General features: G+C 77.8%; 1 protein-coding gene. It reads left to right on the forward strand.

The window, feature by feature from the left end; genetic code table 11:
• Window positions 1-82 precede the first annotated feature (82 nt).
• Window positions 83-2,255 (forward strand): heavy metal translocating P-type ATPase (locus ACFWXO_RS44650; protein ID WP_380532809.1); only part of this gene is annotated, 2,173 nt, incomplete at its 3' end.

The following is a 2,255-nucleotide window of genomic DNA, read 5'->3' on the forward strand; positions in this document are numbered from 1 at the left end:
CCCCGGGCCCCCCCCCCCCCCCCCCCCCCCCCCCCCCCCCCCCCCCCCCCCCCCCCCCCACCACTCCCTAGGAGCCCTCCGCATGACCACCTCCGCCCCCGGCGTCGGGGCACGGGACCGGGTCGAGCTGTCGATCGGCGGGATGACCTGCGCCTCGTGCGCCGCCCGGATCGAGAAGAAGCTCAACCGGATGGACGGCGTCGAGGCCACGGTCAACTACGCCACCGAGAAGGCCCGGGTCGACTTCGGCCCCGGCGTCACGGTCGAGGAGCTGATCGGGACCGTCGAGCGGACCGGCTACACCGCCGAACTCCCCCCGCCCCCGGCCCCCGCCGCTCCCGAGCCCGGCTCCGACCCCGAGCCCGGCTCCGACCCCGCGCTCGGCGACCACCCCGGGCACGGCGAGCACCCGGCGCACGGCGGCCGCCCCGGCCCGGCCGGCCGCCCCGCCGCCGACCCGCTGCGCGAGCGCCTGCTGATCAGCGCCCTGCTCGGCGTCCCCGTGGTGCTGCTCTCGATGGTCCCCGCCCTGCAGTTCACCGACTGGCAGTGGCTGGCCTTCGCCCTGACCGGCCCGGTCGTCCTCTACGGCGGCCTGCCCTTCCACCGCGCCGCCTGGACCAACCTCAAGCACGGCGCCGCGACCATGGACACCCTGGTCTCGCTCGGCACCCTGGCCGCCTTCGGCTGGTCCTGCTGGTCCCTCTTCCTGGGTCACGCCGGCCTGCCCGGCATGCACCACGAGTTCTCGCTCACGGTCGGCGACACCGACCCCGCCGCCAGCCTCTACCTGGAGACCGCGGCCGCCGTCACCGTGCTGATCCTGCTGGGCCGCCACCTGGAGGCCCGCGCCAAGCGCCGGGCCGGCGCGGCCCTGCACGCCCTGCTGGACCTCGGCGCCCAGGACGTGACCGTGCTCCGGGGCGGGCGCGAGGTCCGGCTACCGGTGGACCGGCTGACCGTCGGCACCCGCTTCGTGGTCCGCCCCGGCGAGAAGGTCGCCACCGACGGCACGGTGGTCGAGGGCAGTTCCGCGGTGGACGCCTCGATGCTGACCGGCGAGTCCGTCCCGGTCGAGGTCGCCGTCGGGGACACCGTGACGGGCGCCACCGTCAACGCGGGCGGCCGGCTGGTGGTCGAGGCCACCAGGGTCGGCGCGGACACCCGGCTGGCCCGGATGGCCAAGCTGGTCGAGGAGGCCCAGAACGGCAAGGCCGCCGCCCAGCGCCTGGCCGACCGGATCTCCGCGGTCTTCGTCCCGGTGGTCATCCTGATCGCCCTTGCCACCCTGGTCGGCCGGCTGCTGGCCACCGACAGCCCCACCGCGGCGTTCACCTCCGCGGTGGCCGTGCTGATCATCGCCTGCCCGTGCGCCCTGGGCCTGGCCACCCCGACCGCCCTGCTGGTCGGCACCGGCCGCGGCGCCCAGCTCGGCATCCTGATCAAGGGCCCCGAGGTACTGGAGACCACCCGCAGGGTCGACACCGTCGTCCTGGACAAGACCGGCACCGTCACCACCGGCCGGATGACCCTGCTCGCCGTGCACACCGCCGAGGAGGTCACCGAGGCCGAGGCGCTGCGCCTGGCCGGCGCCCTGGAGCACGCCTCCGAGCACCCGATCGCCCGGGCCATCGCCACCACCGCCGCCGACCGCCTCGGCGCACTGCCGCCGGTCCGGGACTTCCGCAACCTGCCCGGCCGGGGCGTGCAGGGCGTCGTGGACGGCCGTACGGTCACGGCCGGGCGGGCGGCCCTGCTGGCCGACCACGCCCAACCCCTGCCGCCCGTCCTGGCCCGCGCCGTGACCGCCGCCGAGGCGGCCGGCCGCACCGCGGTCGCGGTCGGCTGGGACGGCGGGGCCCGGGCCGTCCTGGAGGTGGCGGACGCGCTCCGGCCGACCAGCGTCGAGGCCGTCGCCCGGCTGCGCGCCCTGGGCCTGACCCCGGTGCTGCTGACCGGCGACAACCGCACGGTGGCCGAGGCGGTGGCCGCCGAGCTCGGCGTCGCACCGCGGGACGTCATCGCCGAGGTGCTGCCCGAGGACAAGGTGGCGACGGTCCGCCGGCTCCAGGCCGAGGGCCGGGTCGTGGCGATGGTCGGCGACGGCGTCAACGACGCGGCCGCGCTCGCCCAGGCCGACCTGGGCCTGGCGATGGGCACCGGCACCGACGCCGCGATCGAGGCCGGCGACCTCACCCTGGTCGGGGGGGGCGGGGCGGGCGCCGCCGCGGGCGGCGCGGGGCGGCGCCGGGGGC

It is taken from the genome of Kitasatospora sp. NPDC059088, assembly GCF_042738155.1.
Taxonomy (GTDB): domain Bacteria; phylum Actinomycetota; class Actinomycetes; order Streptomycetales; family Streptomycetaceae; genus Kitasatospora.